A 22,218-nucleotide genomic window follows, 5' to 3' on the forward strand; every position below is an offset into this window, starting at 1 on the left:
ACAGGAGGCCTTCTTCTTTTAACTGGTATGAGGTGGAGATTACAATTTCTTTAAGCCTTTCAAGTCAGAAGCCTTGCCTTCTTTCACACTCACGGCAATACCACCGCCAGAGGCCAGTCCTTGTTTTAAGATGCTCTTGGAGTTCACCTTCACTTTGCGCACGGTGTAGCTCTGCGGCTTCTTGTCATAGGTGGCATCTGGGCCATCGGCGTAAATGGTGGCTACGTAGTCTTTTCCTTTAGGTAAGAAGCTAAAGGAGATGGTAGCCGTGCGCTTGTTCTCATCAGTGATGCCGCCCACGTACCACTCGTTTTTGCCTTTGGCTTTACGAGCGGTGGTGATGTAGTCGCCGGGCTCAGCCTCCAGCACATAGGTATCATCCCAGTCCAGGGCCACATCCTTGATGAACTGAAACGCGTCTGGGAACTTCAGGTAGTTTTCTGGCAGGTCTGCCGCCATTTGCAGCGGGCTGTACATGGTCACGTAATAAGCCAGTTGCTTCACTAAGGTGGTGTTTACGCGGTTGCCGTGCCCGGTGCCATAGGTCGCCAGGTCTGTTTGGAAGATGCCGGGGGTAAAGTCCATGGGGCCGCCCATCAAGCGGGTGAAGGGCAGAATGGTGGTATGTTCTGGGGCCAGGCCGCCCATGGCCTCAAACTCGGTGCCGCGGGCAGATTCCTGGGCAATCCAGTTAGGGAAGGTACGGTTCAAGCCGGTTGGGCGCACGGCCTCGTGGCTGTTGACCATGATCTTGGACTCGGCGGCGGTTTTGGCTACGTGCAGGTAGTGGTTGACCATCCATTGGCCGTCATGGTGTTCGCCTCTTGGAATGATAGGACCCACATAGCCCGTCTTCACCGCATTGTAGCCATTGTCTACCATGAACTGGAAGGCTTTGTCCAGGCGGCGCTCATAGTTGGTGGCCGAAGATGACGTTTCATGGTGCATCATCAGGCGTACGCCTTTAGACGCGGCGTAGGCCTGCAACTCTTTCACATGAAAGTCTGGGTAAGGCGTCACGAAGTCAAACACTTCTTCCTTCCAGTTGCCAAACCAGTCTTCCCAGCCAATGTTCCAGCCTTCTACCAGCACGGCGTCAAAGCCGTGCTCAGCCGCGAAGTCAATATGGCGTTTCACGTTCTCTGTATTGGCACCGTGTCTGCCGTTGGGCGTGTACTTGCTGAAGTCATCGGTGAGTTTGGTATTGGTCTCGGTGCTGTAGGCCCAGGTGCTTTTGCCGGCAATGAAGTATTCCCACCATACGCCAATGTACTTGACAGGCTTAATCCAGGACACGTCCTGGTATTGGGTGGGCTCGTTCAGGTTCAGGATCAGTTTGGAGGTTAAGATGTTGGCCGCCTTGTCACTCACTACAATGGTTCTCCACGGCGAAGTAGACTCCGTTTGAATATAGCCTTTGTTGCCCACCGCGTCTGGCGTCAAGTGCACGCTCATCTTCAGGTTCTTCGCGTCCACGTTCAGGTGCATGGCCGGGTAGTTGATCAAGGCCGCCTCATGAATGTTGATGTACAACCCGTCTGCAGACTTCATCATAGACGGTGTCTGCACAGATGGATTAGGAATTGGCGTCTGCGCTGAGATACGGATGGTGGCCTTTTGCTGAAGGCTGGGTATCTCAGAGACTTTGGACGTGGTGTACGTGTACTCGTTGGTGTCATAGTCCCCGGGCATCCAGAAGATCTTATGGTCACCGGCCAGGGCAAACTCCGTGCGTTCTTCTTTGATGATGAAGTAGTTCAACTCCTTCTGCTTCGGGAATTCATACCGAAAGCCCAAGCCGTCATTGAACACTCTGAAACGCAACCGGATAAACCGCTCCTTCTGCCCTTTCTGGGTAAGGGTCACCAGCAGTTCATTGTAGTTGTTCCGGATGGTTTTCTGCTCGCCCAAAACAGGCTCCCAGGTTTCATTCACGGTTTTTTGCTCGGTTTTGGTCACGGTAAAGCCGTCCAGCAAAGACGGATTGTTGACCAGCTCCATGCCCAGGCGGCTGGATTTGATGACCGGTTTGTTCTTGTAACTCAGCTGGTAGTACGGCACGCCGTTCTGGAGTTCAAAGGAAAAACTCAGGTTCTTGTCGGGGGAGGTGAGGGTTTGCGCCGTGGCCGCCATACTTAGGCACAGCAGGCAAATTGACAGGAAAATCTTCTGCATAAATAGAGACGTTTAGTAACCAAAAATGCCTTGAAAAAGGCTTCTCATAGAATTTCTTCTTAAAGATGGCACCTTTCAGGCTATCTAGGAAATCGATTTCCTAAATTAGGCTATTTTCTGGAAAACAGGGCAAAAACGCCTTACGCTCCCAAGGTTTCTACCCGCTCTTGAAACTGAACGCCAAAGGCTTGCAGCTCTTGCAGCACCGGCGCGTAGACCTCCGCCTGCAGCGGTACCACCACTCCTGTTTGTTTTAATTGCCCCTGCAGCAACAGTTTGGTGGCAATGCCCACGGGCAGGCCCACGGTTTTAGCCATGGCGGTGTGCACCTCGTCATCGCCTAACACCACCAGGGAAGAAGTGAGCTTGTGGCGCTGCCCATCTAATTCATATTCAAATAGATGGAGCATCACAATCATGTCTTTGTCGCCGGGGCTCAGTTGCCATTTCTGGGTGAGCAGTTTCTCCAGCGCCTGGGCGGGCGTGGCAGTGATCATGGCAATGGGCTCTTCCTCCAGCAGGCCGGCCCACTCTATCAGGTCCAATTCTGGGGCAGTTGACGGAATACCCGTGTAGGCGGCGATTCTTTCCCTGAGTGATAGGTTCTCCTGGCTCGCCGGTAAAAAGCTTTCTACTAGTTGGCGGTAGGTCATCTCCTGCGGATTGTCCAGGAAATAGGTATCATCTGGCAGGCCCAGTTGCACTAGCACGTGCCAGGCCTGGCAGTAGCCGGGTCTACGCAAGGTACCCCGCAGCATGGTGGGGATTTCCTGCAGGCCGTACGGTTCACGGTAGCTCAGAGAGTCTCTGTTGGCGTAGCCGTCAAACAGGCCGTACCCGTCCACGGCAAAGGTCTGGGTGCGGTGAAACAGTTGTGGGTACGGAATGTATTTGTAGCTGCCGTCCTCAATGTATTTGGCGGTGCTCTGCCCCGCTAAAATCACGTTGCGCGGGTTCCAGGTGAATTTATAATGCCAAGGGTTGGTGTCAGATGCTGGGGCCATCAGTCCGCCGGTAAAAGACCTGAACGACGTGATGGTAGCGCCCTGCGCCTGCAAGTGGTGAATGATTTGCATGGCAGACATGTGGTCAATGCCCGGGTCTAGGCCGCATTCCATCAAAAACGTGAGGCCTTTCTCCTGTGCCTGCGTGTGTAGTTGCTTAATATCTTCTGGCACGTAGGATGCCGTAACCAGGTGCTTCTCCTGCTCCAGACACGTATGGGCCACCAAAGGATGGAAAAGCGCCGGAAGCATGGAAATGACTACATCTGCCTTGCCTACCTCCTCTTCGCGCTGCGCGGCGTCATGCACGTCAAAGGCAAAGGCCCTCACCAGCGGATTTTCTAAAAGGGAGGCCGATAAATGGTCTACGCGCACATCGCCTATGGCTAGTTGCCACTTTTCCTGAGGGGCGTTGATGACCAGGTATTCAATAAGCACTGATGCCGATCTTCCGGCACCCAACAGCAGAATGTTTTTCATAGCAGGCTAGAATAGAAGGCTCAAAATGGGCATTTTCTGCGGGACAGGCAACCTCTGCTTGGTTTTTCGGGCTAACTTATTAACTTTGACTCCCGTACGTGCTCGTGCGGAAACCGCACCTTATGATCGAACAAGTACAACTTAACATTACCTATGACGTGGTGTCTTCTGAAGAAGGCCTCACCGCTCAAGAGAGACAAGTGCTCCAATTGGCCCAGAAAGCCACCTACAAAGCCTACGCCCCCTACTCCAATTTTATGGTGGGCGCCGCACTCCTACTATCAGACGGGAGTACGCACCAAGGCACCAATCAGGAAAACGCCGCCTATCCTTCTGGCCTTTGCGCAGAACGCACCTTATTGTTTGGCGTGGGCTCCAACTTCCCAGACCAGCAGATTGAGATTCTGGCCGTGACGGCCCGCCGTCGGCATGAGTCGCATTACCTGTCTGCCTGTCCTTGCGGGGCCTGCCGCCAGGTCATGGCCGAGTACCAGAACCGCCAGGGCAAGCCTTTCACGCTGCTCATGCAGAGCGAAGACGGGAAAGTGGTCAGGTTCTCCACCGCGCTGGATTTGTTGCCGTTTTCCTTCTCCAAAGAAAGTCTCTAGCCTTTGGCCGCGCAGCACCGCACTCTTACCGTTCCGCGCACCGCCCACTTACACCAGTTAGGCACGCTGTCAGAAACTACCCGGCAGGTATGGGTGGTCTGTCACGGCTATGGGCAACTGGCCAAGTACTTCATCCGGCATTTTCAAGGGCTGGAAGATGAGCAGACGGTAATTCTGGCGCCAGAAGGCTTGTCCAAGTTTTACCTGGAAGGCTTTTCGGGCCGCGTGGGCGCCACCTGGATGACCAAAGAAGAACGCCTGCTGGAGATTGAGGACTACGTGCAGTACCTGAATTTAGTCTGGCAACTAGTTTCAACTGAGGCACCCCATGCCCAACTCACATTGCTGGGCTTCTCGCAGGGCGCAGCCACCGTCTGCCGCTGGCTGGCGGCCTCGCCCGTGGCTTGCGCACAACTCATCATCTGGGCTGGGGCTTTCCCCGAGGACATAGACTACAGCGGCCTCACGGCCAAGCTTGCCACTTCTCCCGTATATTTGGTGCACGGTTTACAAGACAGCCTCATTACGGAAGAGCGCCTGCAGGCCCAGTTGGCCATGTTGAACGCACAGCACATTCATCCGGTGCTGGTGCCCTTTACTGGCAAGCATGAATTGAACAAAGAGGTCTTGGCGCAATTGAAAGCCGGTCTTCTCTAAAAAGAACACATCAGAAACCCCATGGCGCAGGCATTTACCCCCGCATACTTGAAAGCGTTGATCACGGAAGAGGACGTCTGGTCCATCGCCGAAGGAGAGAACAATGGCACCCCTTTCTCCGTGAGGTTCAGGCCTCATTTGCAACCTTTCCTTGAAACCGGCCGCTACGCCAAACGGCTCATCATCCTCTGGAATTATACTTCTGAGGACGAATACCTATTCCCTACTCCGGAGGACATGGATGTGATGGCAGACGTGGAGGAAACGCTGGTAGACCATTTGGAAGCAGATGCCCAAAGCGTGTTGACCTTCGTCTTCACCGGCCAGGAAAGAAGAGAATGGCACTGGTATACGTCAGACATGGCCTCGGCTCAGGAACGATTGAATGAAGCCTTGTCTCATTTTGACCGGCTACCAATTGAACTCACCGCCGAGGATGACGCTGACTGGGCAGAATACCTTTCCATTTTAGAGAATATGGAAGAGGCGGAAGAAGAAGACTCAGAAGAAGATTTGTAGAAAGGGATCATGTCGTTTTTGGCTTGATTTCCAGAAAATAAGCCAAAAACGACATGATTATTCTCCCCAAATGCCGGGCATGATGATTTCCAGCAGGTGATGGTCGGGGTCCCGGAAGTAGCAGGACTTGCGGCCCTGGGGCCAGAGTTCTTCATGTTCAATTGAGATGTTGGCCTGCAGGAGCATTTCCTTCCAAGCCTCATATTCTTCTGGTTGGCATTCAAAGGCCAGGTGCACGTGGCCAGAGCCGGAGTGGGGCGGCAGCCCGTGGTTGTTCTGGCTCTTCTCTGGGTCAAAGCACAGCAGCACAGAGGTTCCCACCCTGAAGAACACGTAGCAGTCCTGCAACTGCCCAATCACCGGCAGCCGAAGCACCTCGGCGTAAAAATGGGTAGTACGTTTCAAATCCTGCACATACAGGCAGGTTTCTTTTATCTGGGTGAACTCCATAGAAAAGGCTTTCCTATTTGAACGAAAGCGCAATTCTAAAGGATGCTTCGTTTTTGACCTATTTCCTTGAAAATGAGCCAAAAACGACAACACCTCCTAAGAAAGCCTTAGAAGGTGTTGTTTCAAACTCAGAGTCTTGAATCTTATATCTTGTATCTGTTACAATCTACAACTGCTTGTGCATGACCGTGGCAGAGGCCTGGGCGGCGGGCAGGATCAGGACTTCGGCTATGTTCACGCGGGCCGGCCGGGTAAGCATGAAGTGAATGAGATCAGCTATGTCCTCGGCCTGCAGGGCTTCATACCCTTTGTAGACGGTGGCGGCGCGCTCCTTGTCTCCTTTAAATCTTACCTCAGAGAACTCAGTCTCTACCGCGCCCGGATTTACTTCAGACACTTTCACACCTTCCTGCACCAGGTCAATGCGCATGGCTTTGGAAAGGGCGTCTACGGCAAACTTGCTGGCGCAGTACACGTTGCCGTTGGCGTAGGCCTCTTTGCCCGCAATGGAGCCAATGTTGATGATATGGCCACTTTTGCGCGCCACCATGCCCGGCAGCACCGCCTTGATCACATACAACAGGCCCTTCACGTTAATGTCCAGCATGGCGTCCCAGTCGTCTACATCACCAGACTGAATGGGCGCTAACCCGTGGGCATTGCCGGCGTTGTTGATTAAGACGTCAATGGTAGACCACTCAGCTGGCAAACCGGCAATGGCTTCTTGCACGGCGGCTTTGTCGCGTACGTCAAAGGCCAGGGTTTTCACGGTGCCTTGGCCAAACTGCTCTACCAGTTCCTGCAGGCGGTCTGTACGGCGGCCGGTAGCAATGATCCTGAAGCCCTGCTGGGCTAGCGTGAATGCGGTGGCTCTGCCAATGCCAGAGCTGGCCCCGGTGATGAGGGCTGTTTTCTTCTGTGACATGTAAGAAAGGTTACTCAAAGTTGAGGTACAAGGTGATGGTGTTGCTGCTCATGCGCTGGATGCTGTTGTTGAAGTTATTGTCAACGGGCTTGTGCAGGTCTGTGATGCCTCTGGAGAAGCGCAGCTCCGGGGCAAACTTAAAGAATGGGTAGAACATGTCCAGCCCCACGCCAAAGTCCACGCTGAAGTCTGAGGTGCCCACCTGTAGAATCTGGTTGTCCTTCTTCTGGCCGCCCACCACAATGGAGGGTTTTACGCCGGCAATGAAGTACATCTGGGTGTTCTTGCGGCGCAGAGACTCATACTTGATCAGCACTGGAAACTCGCCAGTGAAGGTATTGACCTCTTGCAAGACCGTTCCGTCTTCTGCCGTTTGCGCATTTTCTGGTGTTGGCACGTCCCCCTTGTAGGCCACAGATCTACTGTAATACCCCACGCCCGGCTGCAACCTGACCACAAAGTCTGGAGACAGGCGGTAGGCCCCTATGAAGTTCACGTTGAAACCAATGCCCATCTTGGCGTTCATGGCAATGTCATCGCTCTGGTCTGCCGTCTTCAGGCGCTCCACATAGCTGTTGGAGTGCTCCAATTGGTACCAGGACGTGTTCATGCCCAAGGAAAATCCCCACCTAAAAATCTTGCTTTCATAGCCCTGCAGGTTTTCGCCTTTGATGGTGCGTTGCGCCAGCGCCGGTTGTAGGCTGAAGGCCAGTACCACGCCCAGTGCCAGGGTTATTTTACGCCGGTGTAAATGGAGCTTATGCCAAAAGTAAGTGAATGCCATTTTGTTTCTTTAAAACCAACTCTTTGGAAGATAGCCAGGAAATCATTGCCGTCCGGGAACGCCTGCACAGACTCGGGCAGGTAGGTGTAGGCGGCATTGTCTTTAGAAATCAGTTTGCCAAAAAGGGGAAGAATATTCTTAAAATAAAAATTATAGCCCTGCTTCATGGGGAAGGTCTGGGGCTTGGAGAACTCCAGTATCACGGCCATGCCGCCCGGCTTCAGGACCCGGTACATCTCAGAAAGGCCTTTCTCCAGGTTCTCAAAGTTGCGCACCCCAAAGGCCACCGTGATGGCGTCAAAGTGATTGTCTGGGAACTGGATATTTTCTGAGTCTCCTACGTGCAGTTGAATCAAATGGCTGAGCCCGCGCTTCTGAATTTTTTCGCGGCCCACGGCCAGCATGCCCTCAGAGATGTCAATGCCCGTGATCTGCTGCGGTTTTAGGCGCACTGCCTCCAGAGCGAAGTCGCCGGTGCCGGTGGCAATGTCCAGAATGTGCTTGGGCTGGGCTTTTTCCAGCAGGCTTACGGCTTTCTTGCGCCATAGAATGTCTATGCCCGCGCTCAGGAAGTGGTTAAGGAAATCATACCGCTTGGCTATGCTGTTGAACATGTTGGCCACCTGGGTCTTCTTCCCCTCGTTTTGATCTTTATACGGTACTACTGACATTGACTTCTCATCATGTTATGGAGGGCAAAGCTACTATGCTTTAACTAGAATTCCTGTAATATGTTGTACGGCCCATGCCACAATAAAAAACGCCGCCCCGGCCATTGCTGGTCTGAGGCGGCGTTTTTAGGCTGGTTTCTGGAAATTAGGCCAAAAATGGAAGCTTATTGCTTAGGAGCATCACCTTTAATGATGGTGAACTCTGTGCGGCGGTTCAACTGCATGTTCTCTGCAGAGTTGTTAGGCGCAATTGGTCTGCGCTCACCGTAGCTTCTGGAGATCAGGCGGTTGGCCGGCACTCCCTGCTGAATCAGGTATTCATACGCGGCGTTGGCTCTGTTCTCACCCAGCAGCATGTTGTAAGAGTCTGGCATTCTGGAGTCTGTGTGGCCGTCTACAGAGATTCTCAAATCTGGGTTGGCTTTCATGATTCTCACAATGTTGTCCAGCTCTCTGATAGACTCAGGCCGCAGGTCATACTTGTCTGTGTCAAAGTAGATTTTCTTGAAAGCATAAGAAGACACGTCAATGCTGGAGCCTCCAACAAAGTCAATGTAGAAGTCTTTTTCCACCACGGTGGTATCACTCAAAGAAAGAGGCACTTCAAACTGCTCCGTGGCTAGGGTGGCACCGTCCTTAGAAAGTGTTATGGTGTACGGGCGCAAAGACAGCACGGTCACCTGGTAGTTACCTGAGTCTGGCTTGGTCACGTCTCGGTACTCCAAAGGCGCACCGGCGGCGGTTTTACCCGTGAACACCAACTCTACGCCGGGTATGATGGAAGAGTCACGCAAGCTATACACATGGCCACGCACAATGGCGTTTTTGATGTAGTTGATGGTGTAGATGTCTTTTTCACCGTAACCGCCCATGCGGTAAGAAGAAAGGTAGGCCAGACTTCCGTCACCGCTCAGGCGGTAATACGTGTCATCATCTGGGGTGTTGATAGGGTACCCTACGTTCACCGGACGGCTCCAGCGGCGGGCCACGGTGTCATACTTGATGGTGAAGATGTCATACCCGCCCATGGTGGTGTGGCCACGTGAGCTGAAGTACATGGTAAGGCCGTCTGGCGTGAAATAAGGGCTGTCCTCATCAAAACCAGTGTTCACCCCGTTCCCGAAGTTCTTAGGCTCTCCCCACTCGCCGTTCTTGTCGCGCTTGGCGTAGTAGATGTCCAGGTCACCGTTCTCAGAGAAGCGGTTGGTAGAGAAGTAAATGGTCTGGCCGTCTGCCGTCACATAAGCATCACTTTCAAAATCTCTGGAGTTGATGTTACGGTTTAGTTTGGCAGGCTTGCCCCAGTCTCCGCCTTCGCGGCTAGACACAAAAATGTCACCGTTCTCATCCTGGCGGTATAACAACAACTTAGAGTCGTTGTCAATCAACTGGATAGAAGCATCATGGCCGGTACCGTTTAACACGCCGCTCAAAGAACGGGGCGTCTCCCAGGTGTCTGGTCCAAGGCGGCGGGTTTCAAAGATGTCTTCAAAGTATTCTCCGTCATCTGCCTCTTTGCCGCCGGTGGTGTTCTGGCCGCGCGAGGTAAACAGCAGGTAGTTGTTGTCTTTAGAGATCACGGGGCTGTGTTCAGAGAAAGGAGTGTTCACCGTAGGGCCCAGGTTCTTCACAAACACGTCTCTAGGGCTGGCTACTTCTTTCTTGGCGTTACGCGCGTGCTGCACCAACAGGGTGGCTTGTTCCTTGCCTTCAATATCACGCTTGCCCAAGGTCTTCTGGTACTCCTGCGCGTGCTGGATGGCCTTGTCAAACTCATAGTTCACCAGGTCCACGCGGCCCAACCAGTACAGTACGTCATCTTCCACCCTAGGCTTTAGAGAATAGGCCTTATAGATGTACTCACTGGCTTTCTCTTTGTCAAAGGCAATTAAGCTGATACCCGCCCGGTACAAGGCTTTGGCATTGTCAGGCTCACGTTCCAATGCGCGCTCATAAAATGGAAGCGCCGCCCGGAAATTGGTCTGCTCGAATAATTTGTCTCCGCTTCTAATCAATTGCCGCGTACTCTGCGCCATGGCAGAAGTAGCCATGAAAAGCAGCGCAAGGGCAAAAAGAGAAGATCTGAACAACCGCTTGTCTAAGTGATCCATAGGTAAAGGTTTAGGTATTGCTGGATGATAAGAAGTAAGCCTAACACCTTGCAGGTTAGAGAGTGAGGGGGCCACTGCCGTAGCCGGGTGCGTGCAGTGCTTACTTACTTGAAAGGACAATGATATTAAAAATTATAGATATTTTATACGTAAATCAATGCAGAACCTGTTTCATTCAGAAACATCTATATATAAAAAATATTTTTACCGCACTAATCCGACCTTCGATACTCCAAAAACAGCCTTAGGGTTACCTTTTTGCGCTTATTACTTATCCACAGCTAAAACAGGCGGCGTTATTGCCTTGCCACATAATTTGGTAACTTTGTGGTTGCCGTAAAAAGTTTTGAGGGAGAACGTATGAAAATCAAAGAAGCCAAGTTTATCTGTAGCAACACCCGCGCCGACCTCTGCCCCACCACTCCTTTGCCGGAGTATGCGTTCATTGGCCGCTCCAACGTGGGCAAGTCTTCTTTGATCAACATGCTCACCAATTACTCCAAACTGGCCAAGACCTCTTCTTTCCCCGGCAAGACCCAGCTGATCAACCACTTTCTAATTAATGACGAGTGGTACCTGGTAGACTTACCGGGCTACGGCTGGGCTAAGGTGAGCAAAGACTCCCGCGAGGCCTGGCGCAAAATGATCAATTACTACCTCAAGAGCCGGCCCAACCTGGCCTGCGTGTTTGTGCTCATAGACTCGCGCCTGCCGGCCCAGAAAGTAGATTTAGATTTTATAGAGTTGCTGGGAACCATGGAGGTGCCTTTTGTGCTTATCTTCACAAAAACAGACAAGCAGTCCGCGCCCAAGACAGATGCCAACATTGCCGCATTCATGCAGGTTTTGAAGGAGACCTGGGAAGAACTGCCCCCGTTCATGAAAAGCTCTTCTGAGTCTAAGGAAGGCCGCGAGGAGATTCTTACCTTCATTGAACAAACCAATGACCTGTACCACAACCAAGAAAACGCTTACTAGTACCTTAAACGCTTAGAGAAAATGAAAGCAAAACACACCATTCTGGCCGCTTTTCTGGCCTTGTTTACGGCCGGCGCCTTCGCCACCACCACTGAGGCCCCAAAGGCAGCCGTTCAGACCACCAAGTTTCCGGTAGCCGCGCATTATGAAGGCGGCCAGGACTCACTGGTAGCCCATATCAAACGCAGCATCCAATACCCTGCCGCCGCCAAGCGCAACAGAGTAATGGGCCAGTGCATTGTGAGCTTCCTGCTAAATGAAGACGGCTCTACCAGCAACTTCAAGATCTTGAAGGAAGTGGGCAGCGGTACCGGTGCCGAGGCCATGCGCGTGGTGCAGAACCTTAAATTCAAAGCCCCGGGCTACAGCCAGACCTACAGCCTGCCGGTGAACTTTAAACTTTAATTTAACCCTAACCAACCTTTTTCTCTATGCCATTTGACCTGAGAGAGATTGCCTCCATTGCCGGCATGCCCGGTTTATACCGTATTATAGCCCCTACCCGTAGCGGCATTATTGTAGAAAGCCTGGCAGAGAAACCAGCGCGCAGCGTGGCCCAGGCCCGTAATCGCGTTTCTATTCTGCATGAGATCTCCATGTACACCAATGACGAGGAAAGCACCGTGCCGTTAGAGGAAATCTTTGACCGCGTGCGCACCCAGTACGGAGACACCCTGCCGGTGACTAGCAAGTCTAGCAACCAGGAGCTGGCCAAGTTCATGGAGTCTGTCCTTCCTGACTATGACCAGGACCGCGTGTATGCCTCAGACATGAAAAAGCTGGTGCAGTGGTATACCTTGGTTAGCCAGTTTGTGACGTATAAAGAAACCGCTGCTACTGAAGAGGCCGCCGTAGAGGCTCCAGCCGCCCAAGAAGAAGCCGAGGCTCCTGCCAAAGAAGCACCAAAGAAAACCAAGGCAGCCGCTAAGAAATAAGCGCGCTCTCCTTTAAAACAGAAAGGCCCCCGTCCATGGACGGGGGCCTTTCTGTTTTTGGCCAGTTTTCCAGAAAACAGGCCAAAAACAGAGGTTAGATTAGTTAGCAGAGGCTTCGGTCATGGAAGACGAGAGCGCGGCAGAAGATCCTTGAGACAACAGCCGTTCTACTTCTTCCACCATCTCGGTGGAGCCAATGTAGAGCGGGCAACGCTGGTGCAGGTCTGTGGGGTAAAGTTCCAGGATGCGCTCAGAACCATTAGACGCCTTTCCGCCGGCCTGTTCTACTATAAACGCCAAGGCGTTGGCCTCATATAAAAGACGAAGTTTGCCGTTGGGCGCCTTGGTGGTGCTTGGGTACATGTAGATACCGCCCTTCAGCATGTTTCTATGGAAGTCTGCCACCAGTGAGCCAATATAGCGCGCCGAGTAATTACGGTCACGGCACAGCTCCACGTACTGCTTAATGGCCGGCTGGAACAGGTTATAGCTTCCCTCATTGATGGAGTAAGTGGTACCCGTGGTTGGGATAGTGATGTTGGGGTGCGATAAAAAGAATTCGCCCAGGGAGGTTTCATAGGTGAAGCCGTTCACGCCATTGCCAGTGGTGTACACCAGCATGGTGCTGGACCCGTAGATGATGTAGCCGGCGGCCACCTGCTGCACGCCGCGCTGCAGGCAGTCTTCCATGGTGCCTTCGCAACCAGAGTCAGAAAGGCGGCGGTAGACAGAGAAGATGGTGCCAATAGACACGTTCACGTCAATGTTAGAAGAACCGTCCAGCGGGTCAATGGCCACTATGTACTTGCCCTTGGTATTGCCGGTCTGGATCACTTCCTCGTCTTCCTCAGAGATGATGGCGCAGACCTCGCCGCCGTTGCGCAGTGCGCGTATGAACCGGATGTTGGCCACCACGTCCAGCTTCTGCTGATCCTCGCCCTGCACATTTTGTTTGCCGTACGCACCGCCAATATCTGTTAAACCTGCATGATTAATGGCGCGGTTTACGATCTTTGCCGCCAAGGCAATGTCACGCAACAACTGGGAAAGCTCCCCGGTGGCAAAAGGAAAGTCTTCTTGCTTGCGCATGATGAACCGGTCAAGCGTGGTACCTACCGGTAGGGCCAGATTCTCTTTAATAGTCATAAGAAAGCGGTGTAAGAACGAATTAGATTACGAAAATACTACTAAATCTGTTAGAGAGGGCAATGTTTTTATAAATTCGGCAATTTTAGCAAGTCTATAAATGAAAGTTTTCAAATTTGGAGGAGCTTCCGTCAAGGATGCCGCTGCGGTCAGGAACATCTTCAGAATCCTGTCTCAGCTGCCGGAAAGCGAGGAGTTGGTGGTAGTGGTTTCTGCCATGGGCAAGACCACCAATGCGCTGGAGGACGTCTATCAGAAAGCGCACCAGGGACAGGATTTTGTGCCCGCGCTGGAGGCTTGCCGCCAGTACCATCAGGCCATTGTGCAGGAATTGTTCCCAGACCCGGGGTGCCCCGTGTACGCAGATGTGGCCGCACAGTTTCAGGAACTGGCACAAACCCTCAAAACTCTGCAGCCTGACCACTGGGACCAGCAGTATGACCAGGTCATTAGCCGCGGTGAATTGCTCTCCAGCCTCATTCTACACCATTTTCTGCAAACGCAGGGTATTTCTAACTTTTGGCTGGACTGCCGCACCTGCCTGCGCACCGACGCTACCTGGCGTGAAGGCCGCGTGGACTGGGACTACACAGAACAGCAAGTACAAACCGTCCTTCGTCCCGTCTTAAAACAGCAGCTGGTGGTGACGCAGGGGTTTATTGGCGGCACCCAAGACGGCCAGACCACCACGCTAGGCCGCGAGGGCTCTGACTACAGCGCCGCCATCTTCGCCTTCTGCCTGAACGCGGCCTCGCTCACCATCTGGAAAGACGTGCCCGGCCTGCTCAACGCAGATCCCAAGCTGTTCAAAGACGTGACCCGGTACGAAGAGGTGGCCTATCAGGAAGCAATTGAAATGGCATATTACGGAGCCTCGGTCATTCACCCCAAGACGGTGCAACCCCTGGCCAGCAAATGCATTCCGCTGTATGTGAAATCGTTTCTGCACCCAGAACAGCCCGGCACCGTCATTCATGACTGTCAGCACGATAAAATTGCCCCATCCTTTATCTTAAAGCAGAACCAGTGTTTGTTGTCGTTCAAGGCCAAGGACCTGGGCTTCATCTCTGAGGAGCACTTGAGCGCCATCTTCCAGGCGGTACACGCCGTGCGGCTTAAGATTAACATGATGCAGAACTCGGCGCTGTCTTTCTCAGTGTGCTGTGACTATGACGAGGCCCGCGTGCAACAACTCAAGGAAAGCATAGGGGACCAGTTCATCATCAAGTACAACCAGCCGTTGCACCTGTTCACCATCCAGAACTATGACAAGGCCAGCATTCTGCGCTTGGTCAACGGCCGCGAGATCCTTATGGAACAGCGTACGCGCCATACGTTCCAGTTTGTGGCCAGGCCCACTGAGACCATTGAGCACTAAGCATTTTCCGTTTTTTGCCTATTTTCACCGAAACAACCCAAAAACGACCCCTGAATAAATAGCTATGGAATTCATAAAAGTAACCGAACAGGCACGCCCCCAAGTGGCCCTCATTCAACTGAACCGCCCCAAAGAACTAAACGCGCTTAACCTGCAACTGATGGGGGAGCTGCGCGATGCCCTCAAAGAACTGGACGACAATGAGAACGTACGCGCCATCGTGCTCACCGGCAACGACCGTGCTTTTGCTGCTGGCGCCGATATTAAGCAGATGGCCGGCAAGACCGCCATTGACATGCTCAACATTGACCAGTTTTCTACCTGGGACCAAATCAAGAAAACCAAGAAGCCCATCATTGCGGCGGTGAGCGGTTTTGCCCTGGGCGGTGGTTGTGAATTGGCCATGACTTGTGATATGATCATTGCCTCAGAAACCGCCCAGTTTGGTCAGCCAGAGATTAAGATTGGCGTGATGCCCGGCGCTGGCGGCACGCAACGCCTCACTCGCGCCTTGGGCAAAGCCAAAGCCATGGAAATGGTCTTGACCGGTAAGTTCATATCTGCTCAGGAAGCCGAAAAGCACGGCCTCATCAACCGAGTAACGCCCGTGGAATTGTACCTGGAGGAAGCCTTCAAACTAGCCACTGAGATTGCGCAACTGTCGCCGGTGGCGGTGAAGCTGGCCAAGGAGTCTGTGAACCGCTCCTATGAAACCCACCTGGACGAAGGCCTGCATTTTGAGCGCAAGAACTTCTACCTCACCTTCGCCTCTGAAGACCAAACCGAGGGCATGAACGCTTTTGTAGAGAAGCGCAAGCCTACGTTTACGGGTAGGTAGTTTTTTGAAGCAAGACACAAGACATTCTATCAAGTAAGTCATTTCCGTTTTTGGGCTGTTTTCTGGAAAACAGCCCAAAAACGGAAATTTTGCTTTTGTGACATTTTACATTCTTCATCCTACTCTAAGCATGATGAGTTAAGCACTCATTCGTTCTAAAAAGACAGTTCTGTTTCTGCTGATTTCTGAGAAATGGAGAAGTTGCCAATTTGTTTCTCATAAAAATTGTTTTGCGAGGTGATGATAGAACATCTATAGATTCTATCAGGCATAGACAGAATCTATAACAGCAGGAACATGGAAAGCTTTAATAATACTGCTCTTCTGTTTTCGCCCTGATTTACAGGAAACTGACTAAAAACGAAGGAGAATAAAATCATCACCAGCCTTTTTTGGTTACCTCTAGGCCACCACGCTCTCTGGCGGGCTTGGTTGTAGGGTAATCTTTTGGGTTGTACCTTTGCAGCCGCAAACGGGAAGCAGATTTACAGCGTTCCGGCAACTTTTAATTTACATTTTAACAATAGCATCATGGCAGTATTAGTAGGTAAGAAAGCTCCTGCATTTAAGGCAACCGCCGTAGTGGACGGTGAGTTTGTAGAAGATTTTTCTTTGGAGCAGTACATCGGGAAGAAGCACGTTATTTTCTTCTTCTATCCATTGGACTTCACGTTCGTGTGCCCAACAGAAATCATCGCGTTCCAGGACCGTATGGCAGACTTTGAGCGTAAGAACGTAGCCGTAGTAGGTTGCTCTATTGACTCTCACTTCTCACACTGGGCTTGGTTGAACACCCCACGCGACAAAGGTGGTATTGAAGGCGTTGCCTACCCATTGGTAGCCGACACTACCAAAACCATCGCGACGAATTATGACGTGCTGGCCGGTCACTATGACTACAACGATGAAGGCGAAATGACCTTTGTAGGTGAGCCAGTAGCGTACCGTGGTTTGTTCCTGATTGACAAAGAAGGCGTGGTGCGTCACCAAGTAGTGAATGACATGCCACTAGGTCGTAGCATTGACGAGGCGCTAAGAATGATTGACGCCCTTCAGTACTTTGAGGTAAAAGGTGAAGTGTGCCCTGCCAACTGGGAAGAAGGCAAAGAAGCCATGGAAGCCACCCGTGAAGGTGTTTCTAACTACCTGGCCAAGTAATTCTTACCAGAACGTTTCTTAACCGGAAGCCTCTACCCGTTGGTAGGGGCTTCTTTGTTTCAGGGCGGTGGGTAACCTAGTAAGAAAGAAAACAGGCAACGTCTAAAACCCGTTATACAGACTGGTACCAATGGAGGCAGCAGGCTATTTAAAAATACCCTTACCTTTGCCTACATTGAGGAAGTCGCTAGCCAGTGGCATTCCCTAGTACAACCACAAACCGCACACGCAGAAGGTATGTCATTAATTTTATACAATGCGGGCATCATGGCTTATGGAGTGGGCGCCAGACTGGCAGCTCCTTTCCATAAAAAGGCCGCGCTTTGGGTAAAAGGCCAGGACAACCTGCTGGACCGTATTGGTGCGGCCATGAAGGGCAACAAGAAGCGGGTGGCCTGGTTCCACTGCGCCAGCCTGGGCGAGTTTGAGCAAGGCCGGCCCTTGATAGAAGCCTTCAAGGAGAAGTACCCCAAATACAAGATAGTGCTCACGTTCTTTTCTCCGTCTGGGTATGAGGTCAGGAAGAACTACGCCGGCGCCGATTTCGTCTTTTACCTGCCACTGGACACCGCCGACAACGCTAAAAAGTTTGTGGCCCGGGTGCGGCCCAAGGTGGCTTTCTTCATCAAATACGAATTCTGGCACCACTATACCAAGGAACTGAAGAAGCGGCACATTCCTTTTTTCTCGGTGTCTACCATCTTCAGGCCCAACCAGATTTACTTCAGGAGCGGCGGCAGTTTCTATTGTAGAATCTTAAAGCGGTTCTCCTACTTCTTCACGCAAAACCAAGAGTCTGCCGAGTTGCTGGCCGGCATAGACATCAACAAGGTGACCCTGGCCGGTGATACCAGAATGGACCGCGTGTTGCAAACCGCAGCCAACGCCGCGCCCATTCCGTTGGTAGATGCTTTTACCCTAGACCGCCCGGTGATGGTGGTGGGCAGCAGCTGGCCCGAAGACATGAAGATCTTGCTGCCTTTCATACAGAAACATCTGGATCAGGTGAAATTCATCATAGCGCCGCACGAAATCAAAGACAAGGAGCTACAGGAACTGGAGCAACAACTGGCCGGCAAAGCCATTCGGTTTTCCCAGGCCTCATCAGAGAAAGTAGGTTCGTTTGAGGTGCTGCTGATTGACAACATTGGCATGCTGAGCGCGCTGTACCAGTACGCAGATTACGCCTATGTGGGCGGGGCCTTCGGGAAGGGATTGCACAACACGCTGGAACCAGCCGTGTTTGGCCCACCCTTGTTCTTCGGGCCCAAGTACCAGAAGTTTCAGGAGGCGCTGGACCTGGTAGAGATTGGCGCCGCGTTCCCCGTGAAATCTACGCAGGAACTGGAGGCCACCTTCAACACCTTGTTCAACAAGCCCAAGCAGCGCGCCAAAATAAAAGAAAACGTCACCCATTACATACACAAACAGGCAGGGGCCACCGGTCGTATCTTAGAAGCGCTGGAAACCTGGGTCCCCACTCCTACTACATGATTGGCACCGTTATAAAATCAACCGGCTCTTGGTACTTGGTTCGCAACCACCAAAACGGGCAGTTATACCGCTGCCGGTTGCGCGGCAAGTTCAAAAACAAAGGCCTTAAGGTCAGCAATCCTATTGCCGTAGGCGATGAAGTAACCCTGGAGCTGGAAGGCAACGAAGGCCACGCAGTCATTACAGACATTGCCACGCGCCGCAACTACATCATCAGGAGGTCTACCCACAAGGCACACCATGCCCACATTGTAGCCTCCAATTTGGACCAGGCGTTCCTGGTGGTGACGCTGGCCTCGCCGCGCACCTCCTTCGGGTTCATAGACCGCTTTCTGGTCACCGCAGAGGCCTACCAGATTCCCACCACGCTGCTGTTTAACAAGAGTGATTTGTATGACCAAGAGGCGCAGGCGTATCTAAAACAGGTCATGGACTTGTACGGACAGATTGGCTACCCCGGCATCAGTTGCTCGGCGCATACCGGCGAGGGCATTGACGAAATAAAAGGACTGCTCAAAGACAAAACCACCCTGCTATCGGGGCACTCGGGCGTGGGCAAAAGTACGCTCATCAACATCCTGGTTCCGGATCTGGCCCTGAAGACCTCAGAAATCTCAGCATTCTCAGACAAAGGCGTGCACACCACCACCTTCGCCGAGATGTTTGAAGTAGAACCCGGCACCTATTTGATTGATACGCCCGGCATCAAGGAATTGGGCGTAGTGGAGATGAAGCGCGAGGAGATTGGCCACTACTTCCCCGAAATGCGCACCCGCCTGAACCAGTGCAAGTATAACAACTGCCTGCACCTCAACGAACCCGGCTGCGCCATCCAGGCCGCCGTCAAAGCCGGCAAAATCGCCCTGCCCCGCTATGAAAGCTATCTAAGTCTGCTGCAGGACGAGGACAGTCACCGGTAAATGAGCCGCGAGTTCTAAGTCTTGAGTCGCAAGTCTTCCTCACAATTATCATCCTGAAAGGACCTTGTGGGCGAACTAGGTAAGCAGTGGATAGAGGAAGAACTCGTTTTTGGCCACTTTTCCAGAAAACAAGCCAAAAACGGAAGCACTGCCAGTAAATCAGGCCTAAGCCAAAGATTGCAAAATTGCGTACCTTTGTATTGAAATTTGGTGCGCTATTGAAGGCACGCTCTTTCCAATAGCACATCAGCATATTTACTAATTAGCACATTATACAACATGAAAACTGCAGAAATCCATACCGCCAAAGGTGTCATGAAAGTAGAATTCTACGAGCAGGATGCCCCTAAAACCGTTGAAAACTTCACCAAACTGGCCAAAGAAGGCTTCTATGATGGTTTGGCGTTTCACCGCGTACTGCCTGACTTCGTGATTCAGGGCGGCTGCCCTAACTCCCGCGACGGCGCGAAAGGCATGGCCGGCACCGGCGGACCAGGTTACAAAATTGATTGCGAATTGACGGGTGGCAACCAGTACCATGACCGTGGCGTGTTGTCAATGGCCCACGCAGGGCGTAACACCGGCGGTTCCCAATTCTTTATCTGCCACAGCCGCAACAACACCGCTCACCTAGACAGAAACCACACTTGTTTCGGGAAAGTGGTAGAAGGCCTGGACGTGATTGATGAAATCAAAGCCGGTGACAAAATTGAGAAGATTGTAGTGACAGAAGCATAAGCTTTTTTAGATGCTAGTAGCTAGATTTTAGACGCTAGACTTCTTGTACATTCAAATAGCCGAGGGACGTTCGTTTCTCGGCTATTTTTTTGAAATCAGGCCAAAAACGGTATAATGTGCTAATGGTTGAATGTGCTGATGTGCTAATTTCTGCTACTATCACGCAAACGTCGGCTTTTGCTATGACTCCTACGCCTCTCACCCTCGGCCTGTCCCCTGACAGGCCGGCGCCTCAGCCCTAAAAACATGCAATGGTTGTCCTGTCTGGGGACAGGCCGAGGAGATGGTATATATAAAGCCTGAAGAGTTGGCGGTCAGGAGAAGCTTAATTCTTAATTAAAGAAAAGGCTTTGGCTCTAAGCTTTTGCAGCCATTGAAGGGGAGCGGGCAGGTTGTTGGCGCTCACAGAAAGAAAGTAGGTGGGTGTAGACCCAAAACTGCTGTAGAAGTCTGAGATGGGGCCTACTTCTGGGGCTTCAAAGTCATAGACCAGGTCTTGACCGGCATAGGCGTGCAGGATGTGGTCTACCAGAAAGGAAATGGCGTTGGTTTTCTTGCCTTCAGAGGTAGAGGAGTTAAAGATGTAGATGAGCTTCTGGTTGTAGTGAAAGAGCATGATCATGGCCACCACTTCTTGCCGTGCATTCACCGCCTCGTGCATGGTCACCAAGCCTCGCGTAGACGCTTCTGCGTACAGTTGCCGAAGCATTTTGTACTCATACTCCTCGCCAATGACCCCGTAAATCTTGTGGGCAATGTGCTCGGCAAAAATCTGAATGATCAGGTCTATGTTAACGGAAGGACGCACGATCAGCCCGGCGCGCTTGGCCTGATTGATGCGCCAGCGGCGGTCTTTCCGGTAGCCTGCCACAATGGCCGGATACCCTTTCTGGAGAGGCAGGTGATAGGTAGAGAAATGGGCCGTTTTAAACGAAGCCAAGCCAGTTTCCAGTAGTTGCGTGTTGCCAGTATTAAACTCGTAGCTGGAAATGACGGTGAACTGTTTCTGCAGAATCTGCCCCACCTGCTGCCATTCTTCCGGGGTGAGCGGTTCTCTGTGAAACACGCCCAGCTGCTGCGCAAAAATAGGTTGCCGTACCACCTTAAACCCGAACTTCTGGAACACCGGAATCGGCAGTATGGCCACGTATTGCCCAGCTTCTTCTTTAACGATGGCGTGCCAGCCGGGGGCTACAGTGTCCAGGTACCAGGTAAAACCATAGATGATGGCGTTGGAAGAGGCCTCCAGGCATTGATCCCACGCGGCAAAGTCAATCTCATGGTGTTGGAGGTAGCGGAGCATGTAAAAGGTGCGTACGAACGTTCTGCGTCTTTGGTAATGCAGGACCAAGGCTCAAATTAGCAATTAGTTTTTGAGCCATTGCTATTACAGCAGCAACAAGAGCAGAGAATACGCGGCGGCTCCCACCAGAAAGGCAGAGAAAAAGCTTTTCCGCTCTTCGGGGAGCTCCTCTTTTAACACGTTCAGGATGACGCCGCCAGCCAGGAACGCCAGCAGAAGCGCCGTGGCCGCCTCAGAGACGGCTAAGGCCAGGCCAACCATCCAACCCACCGCCAAGGACAACACCAGGCACCAGCGCCCCACGTGGCGGTACCTTTCCTTATAGTGCTCCTTCAGCCCGAAGTCATTGACCACAAAATGCAGCGCCATGGCCACAAAATACAGCAGCACTTCTTGCCAGTCCTGGCGTTCCCGCTGGTGCAGCAGGTAGCCAATCAAGGCGTTATAGACGGCAAACGAGAGAATATGGATCCAAAAGACGGCCGGCGGCGGCGTGTCTGCACCGCCTTTTCCTGCTGCTCTGGACGTGATGGCCATACGTTCCAATCCGTAAAAAATCACCAGCCCCAACAGCGCCATCAGGTACATATGGTGTTTCAGGAAAGACAGGCCCTGCTGGCGCGCCACTTCCTGCACATGTTCCTGGCCTTCCTGCAGTTCTGGGAAAAGGTGCAGAAACACATACGCCACCGACACGCCACCCGCCCCCGACAGCCAGATACTACGCGGCACCCCTTCCAGAAACTTGAGCTTCCCGGCAAACAGATGGACAATCATGAGACCTACCAACGGCAGCAGCGTGATGAAGAAACCAGGCATGGGCAAGAGAGACAACAGGTTTGGTTCTTTTTACTCCCGTGCAGGCCTGAAAGTTTATCTGGTCCCCATTACCCCATAAATGCCAGAGGCCCGGGCAGCATTTACGCTCCGGGCCTCTGAACTCGTT

Annotated in this window: 22 protein-coding genes; 12 read left to right on the top strand and 10 right to left on the bottom strand. The window is 52.3% G+C overall.

The features are described from left to right. Positions 1-39 precede the first annotated feature (39 nt). Together GU926_RS07435 and GU926_RS07440 are read right to left on the bottom strand one after the other, a co-directional pair. Positions 40-2,175, bottom strand: a complete 2,136-nt coding sequence (locus GU926_RS07435; RefSeq protein ID WP_160690526.1) for a glycoside hydrolase family 97 protein — start codon at positions 2,173-2,175, stop codon at positions 40-42. A gap of 140 nt (positions 2,176-2,315) precedes the next feature. Beyond that, entirely contained in the window at positions 2,316-3,659 is a 1,344-nt protein-coding gene (locus tag GU926_RS07440) for a saccharopine dehydrogenase family protein (protein WP_160690528.1), read from the bottom strand. A 122-nt stretch (positions 3,660-3,781) separates the two neighbouring features. Here GU926_RS07440 and cdd point away from each other — a divergent pair, with 122 nt between their 5' ends. The 3 genes from cdd to GU926_RS07455 are packed head-to-tail and all read left to right on the top strand — an operon-like array spanning position 3,782 to position 5,443. Then, positions 3,782-4,267 carry a cytidine deaminase gene (cdd, locus tag GU926_RS07445; protein ID WP_160690530.1) on the top strand — a complete coding sequence of 162 codons (486 nt, stop codon included), beginning with the start codon at positions 3,782-3,784 and terminating at the stop codon, positions 4,265-4,267. Between the two features lie 3 nt (positions 4,268-4,270). Continuing rightward, the gene (locus GU926_RS07450) at positions 4,271-4,924 is read left to right on the top strand and encodes an alpha/beta hydrolase (RefSeq protein ID WP_160690532.1); all 654 of its coding nucleotides are present in this window, start codon (positions 4,271-4,273) and stop codon (positions 4,922-4,924) included. Positions 4,925-4,945: 21 nt separating this feature from the next. After that, the gene (locus GU926_RS07455) at positions 4,946-5,443 is read left to right on the top strand and encodes a DUF695 domain-containing protein (RefSeq protein WP_160690534.1); all 498 of its coding nucleotides are present in this window, start codon (positions 4,946-4,948) and stop codon (positions 5,441-5,443) included. A 57-nt stretch (positions 5,444-5,500) separates the two neighbouring features. On the opposite strand, the gene GU926_RS07460 is transcribed toward GU926_RS07455, so the two are convergent. The 5 genes from GU926_RS07460 to GU926_RS07480 all read right to left on the bottom strand — a co-directional run bounded on the left by GU926_RS07460 (position 5,501) and on the right by GU926_RS07480 (position 10,384). After that, positions 5,501-5,893 (bottom strand): VOC family protein, encoded by a 393-nt coding sequence (locus tag GU926_RS07460; protein ID WP_160690536.1) that lies wholly within the window; start codon positions 5,891-5,893, stop codon positions 5,501-5,503. Positions 5,894-6,059: 166 nt separating this feature from the next. Next, complete coding sequence (locus tag GU926_RS07465) at positions 6,060-6,818, bottom strand: SDR family NAD(P)-dependent oxidoreductase (protein ID WP_160690538.1); 759 nt, start codon at positions 6,816-6,818, stop codon at positions 6,060-6,062. Between the two features lie 10 nt (positions 6,819-6,828). Next, the gene (gene porT / locus GU926_RS07470; protein ID WP_160690540.1) at positions 6,829-7,602 is read right to left on the bottom strand and encodes a type IX secretion/gliding motility protein PorT/SprT; all 774 of its coding nucleotides are present in this window, start codon (positions 7,600-7,602) and stop codon (positions 6,829-6,831) included. Further along, a complete protein-coding gene (ubiE, locus tag GU926_RS07475; RefSeq protein ID WP_160690542.1) occupies positions 7,551-8,273 on the bottom strand; it encodes a bifunctional demethylmenaquinone methyltransferase/2-methoxy-6-polyprenyl-1,4-benzoquinol methylase UbiE in 723 nt (240 codons plus the stop codon). Before ubiE ends, porT begins: the two co-directional genes overlap by 52 nt. 164 nt (positions 8,274-8,437) lie before the next feature. Then, the gene (locus tag GU926_RS07480) at positions 8,438-10,384 is read right to left on the bottom strand and encodes an OmpA family protein (protein WP_232058464.1); all 1,947 of its coding nucleotides are present in this window, start codon (positions 10,382-10,384) and stop codon (positions 8,438-8,440) included. 360 nt (positions 10,385-10,744) lie between these two features. Between GU926_RS07480 and yihA the strand changes: the two genes are divergently transcribed. Genes yihA through GU926_RS07495 form a run of 3 tightly spaced genes read left to right on the top strand, consistent with a single transcriptional unit; the run spans position 10,745 to position 12,297 of the window. Beyond that, positions 10,745-11,362, top strand: a complete 618-nt coding sequence (gene yihA / locus GU926_RS07485) for a ribosome biogenesis GTP-binding protein YihA/YsxC (RefSeq protein WP_160690545.1) — start codon at positions 10,745-10,747, stop codon at positions 11,360-11,362. Positions 11,363-11,383: 21 nt separating this feature from the next. Continuing rightward, positions 11,384-11,767 carry an energy transducer TonB gene (locus tag GU926_RS07490; RefSeq protein ID WP_160690547.1) on the top strand — a complete coding sequence of 128 codons (384 nt, stop codon included), beginning with the start codon at positions 11,384-11,386 and terminating at the stop codon, positions 11,765-11,767. Between the two features lie 26 nt (positions 11,768-11,793). Then, positions 11,794-12,297, top strand: coding sequence for a DUF5606 family protein (locus tag GU926_RS07495; protein ID WP_160690549.1), 504 nt, complete (start codon positions 11,794-11,796; stop codon positions 12,295-12,297). A 99-nt stretch (positions 12,298-12,396) separates the two neighbouring features. Here the strand turns inward: GU926_RS07495 and fbp are convergent, their stop codons facing one another. Continuing rightward, a complete protein-coding gene (gene fbp / locus GU926_RS07500; RefSeq protein WP_160690551.1) occupies positions 12,397-13,443 on the bottom strand; it encodes a class 1 fructose-bisphosphatase in 1,047 nt (348 codons plus the stop codon). A 100-nt stretch (positions 13,444-13,543) separates the two neighbouring features. Here fbp and GU926_RS07505 point away from each other — a divergent pair, with 100 nt between their 5' ends. From GU926_RS07505 to GU926_RS07530, 6 genes are all read left to right on the top strand, one after another. Continuing rightward, on the top strand, positions 13,544-14,821 hold the full coding sequence (locus tag GU926_RS07505; RefSeq protein ID WP_160690553.1) for an aspartate kinase: 1,278 nt from the start codon (positions 13,544-13,546) through the stop codon (positions 14,819-14,821). 64 nt (positions 14,822-14,885) lie between these two features. Continuing rightward, complete coding sequence (locus GU926_RS07510; protein ID WP_160690555.1) at positions 14,886-15,659, top strand: enoyl-CoA hydratase-related protein; 774 nt, start codon at positions 14,886-14,888, stop codon at positions 15,657-15,659. Positions 15,660-16,190: 531 nt separating this feature from the next. Beyond that, positions 16,191-16,817 carry a peroxiredoxin gene (locus GU926_RS07515; protein WP_160690557.1) on the top strand — a complete coding sequence of 209 codons (627 nt, stop codon included), beginning with the start codon at positions 16,191-16,193 and terminating at the stop codon, positions 16,815-16,817. 237 nt (positions 16,818-17,054) lie between these two features. Continuing rightward, complete coding sequence (locus tag GU926_RS07520) at positions 17,055-18,311, top strand: 3-deoxy-D-manno-octulosonic acid transferase (protein WP_160690559.1); 1,257 nt, start codon at positions 17,055-17,057, stop codon at positions 18,309-18,311. Beyond that, the gene (rsgA, locus tag GU926_RS07525; protein ID WP_160690561.1) at positions 18,308-19,231 is read left to right on the top strand and encodes a ribosome small subunit-dependent GTPase A; all 924 of its coding nucleotides are present in this window, start codon (positions 18,308-18,310) and stop codon (positions 19,229-19,231) included. Before GU926_RS07520 ends, rsgA begins: the two co-directional genes overlap by 4 nt. Positions 19,232-19,510: 279 nt before the next feature. Continuing rightward, a complete protein-coding gene (locus tag GU926_RS07530) occupies positions 19,511-19,969 on the top strand; it encodes a peptidylprolyl isomerase (protein WP_160690563.1) in 459 nt (152 codons plus the stop codon). A gap of 325 nt (positions 19,970-20,294) precedes the next feature. On the opposite strand, the gene GU926_RS07535 is transcribed toward GU926_RS07530, so the two are convergent. Next, positions 20,295-21,272, bottom strand: a complete 978-nt coding sequence (locus GU926_RS07535) for a GNAT family N-acetyltransferase (protein WP_160690565.1) — start codon at positions 21,270-21,272, stop codon at positions 20,295-20,297. 84 nt (positions 21,273-21,356) lie between these two features. Further along, positions 21,357-22,091, bottom strand: coding sequence for a ZIP family transporter (locus GU926_RS07540; protein WP_160690567.1), 735 nt, complete (start codon positions 22,089-22,091; stop codon positions 21,357-21,359). Positions 22,092-22,218: the final 127 nt, after the last annotated feature.

This window comes from Nibribacter ruber, from assembly GCF_009913235.1.
Classification (GTDB): domain Bacteria; phylum Bacteroidota; class Bacteroidia; order Cytophagales; family Hymenobacteraceae; genus Nibribacter; species Nibribacter ruber.

Bases quoted from the DNA above. Each gene is read 5' to 3' on its own strand.
- GU926_RS07435 (WP_160690526.1), bottom strand. From the start codon at position 2,175: ATGCAGAAGATTTTCCTGTCAATTTGCCTGCTGTGCCTAAGTATGGCG.
- GU926_RS07440 (WP_160690528.1), bottom strand. From the start codon at position 3,659: ATGAAAAACATTCTGCTGTTGGGTGCCGGAAGATCGGCATCAGTGCTT.
- cdd (WP_160690530.1), top strand. From the start codon at position 3,782: ATGATCGAACAAGTACAACTTAACATTACCTATGACGTGGTGTCTTCT.
- GU926_RS07455 (WP_160690534.1), top strand. From the start codon at position 4,946: ATGGCGCAGGCATTTACCCCCGCATACTTGAAAGCGTTGATCACGGAA.
- GU926_RS07460 (WP_160690536.1), bottom strand. From the start codon at position 5,893: ATGGAGTTCACCCAGATAAAAGAAACCTGCCTGTATGTGCAGGATTTG.
- GU926_RS07465 (WP_160690538.1), bottom strand. From the start codon at position 6,818: ATGTCACAGAAGAAAACAGCCCTCATCACCGGGGCCAGCTCTGGCATT.
- porT (WP_160690540.1), bottom strand. From the start codon at position 7,602: ATGGCATTCACTTACTTTTGGCATAAGCTCCATTTACACCGGCGTAAA.
- ubiE (WP_160690542.1), bottom strand. From the start codon at position 8,273: ATGTCAGTAGTACCGTATAAAGATCAAAACGAGGGGAAGAAGACCCAG.
- GU926_RS07480 (WP_232058464.1), bottom strand. From the start codon at position 10,384: ATGGATCACTTAGACAAGCGGTTGTTCAGATCTTCTCTTTTTGCCCTT.
- yihA (WP_160690545.1), top strand. From the start codon at position 10,745: ATGAAAATCAAAGAAGCCAAGTTTATCTGTAGCAACACCCGCGCCGAC.
- GU926_RS07490 (WP_160690547.1), top strand. From the start codon at position 11,384: ATGAAAGCAAAACACACCATTCTGGCCGCTTTTCTGGCCTTGTTTACG.
- GU926_RS07495 (WP_160690549.1), top strand. From the start codon at position 11,794: ATGCCATTTGACCTGAGAGAGATTGCCTCCATTGCCGGCATGCCCGGT.
- fbp (WP_160690551.1), bottom strand. From the start codon at position 13,443: ATGACTATTAAAGAGAATCTGGCCCTACCGGTAGGTACCACGCTTGAC.
- GU926_RS07505 (WP_160690553.1), top strand. From the start codon at position 13,544: ATGAAAGTTTTCAAATTTGGAGGAGCTTCCGTCAAGGATGCCGCTGCG.
- GU926_RS07510 (WP_160690555.1), top strand. From the start codon at position 14,886: ATGGAATTCATAAAAGTAACCGAACAGGCACGCCCCCAAGTGGCCCTC.
- GU926_RS07515 (WP_160690557.1), top strand. From the start codon at position 16,191: ATGGCAGTATTAGTAGGTAAGAAAGCTCCTGCATTTAAGGCAACCGCC.
- GU926_RS07520 (WP_160690559.1), top strand. From the start codon at position 17,055: ATGTCATTAATTTTATACAATGCGGGCATCATGGCTTATGGAGTGGGC.
- rsgA (WP_160690561.1), top strand. From the start codon at position 18,308: ATGATTGGCACCGTTATAAAATCAACCGGCTCTTGGTACTTGGTTCGC.
- GU926_RS07530 (WP_160690563.1), top strand. From the start codon at position 19,511: ATGAAAACTGCAGAAATCCATACCGCCAAAGGTGTCATGAAAGTAGAA.
- GU926_RS07535 (WP_160690565.1), bottom strand. From the start codon at position 21,272: ATGCTCCGCTACCTCCAACACCATGAGATTGACTTTGCCGCGTGGGAT.
- GU926_RS07540 (WP_160690567.1), bottom strand. From the start codon at position 22,091: ATGCCTGGTTTCTTCATCACGCTGCTGCCGTTGGTAGGTCTCATGATT.